General features: G+C 61.9%; 1 protein-coding gene. It reads left to right on the plus strand.

The window, feature by feature from the left end; genetic code table 11:
• A partial coding sequence (locus JIN81_RS18770; RefSeq protein ID WP_234045601.1) for a sialate O-acetylesterase occupies positions 1-622 on the plus strand: 622 nt, incomplete at its 5' end.
• Positions 623-855 lie beyond the last annotated feature (233 nt).

Genomic DNA, 855 nt, shown 5'->3' on the forward strand with positions numbered 1-855 from the left:
CTGCCCGACCTACGATCCCGCCGATGGCTATGAGATCTCCGGCTTCGTCTGGTTCCAGGGATTCAACGACCTCGTCGACGGCGGCACCTACCCCACCGGGCCCGACGGCAACCGCGACTACTCAAGCTACAGCGACCTGATGGCCGCCTTCATTCGCGACGTCCGCAAGGACCTCGACGCTCCCAAGATGCCCTTCGTCATCGGCGTACTCGGGGTCGGTGGTCTGGAGGCGAACGACAACACCCTCGCCTTCCGCAAGGCCATGGCCGCCCCCGCGTCCTTGCCGGAATTCAAGGGCAACGTGGCCGCCATCGAAACCGCACCCTTCTGGTCCGAGGAACTCGCCGCCATCGACCAAAAACGCGGCAAGGTGAAGCAGATGGCCCACCTGCTCCGCGTGAAGAACAAGAACACCCCCAACGCCGACGGCTCGATGGACGCCGCCGCGCAGAAGGAATACCTCAAGAAATTCGAGGCCGACCTCATCAGCGAGAAGGAGTCCGCCATGTGGGCCCGCGGCGCCTCCAACGCCGGCTACCACTACCTCGGCTGCGCCAAAACCTTCGCCCTCATGGGCCAAGCCTTCGCCGAAGCAAACCTCGAGATGCTGAAGGGGGAGTAATTCCCTCCTAAGGGCCCATCGACAGGTCACCAATCCGCTGTGCTTGGCCTCAGCCTCCAGATCTGCTAGAGCACGACAATGAAATCATCAGTCCAGTCCGCCAAATCGAAAAGGCTCGCGGGTGAAATGCTCGAGAACCGGGACTCGTATGATGCCTCCACTCGCTGAGACGCGGGTGTTATGATGGCAAGAATCCCTTGCTTGTGGGGGGGACGGGGAAACCCGATTAGAAG

Origin of the sequence: Haloferula rosea, assembly GCF_016595525.1 — a bacterium.
Classification (GTDB): Bacteria; Verrucomicrobiota; Verrucomicrobiia; order Verrucomicrobiales; family Akkermansiaceae; genus Haloferula; species Haloferula rosea.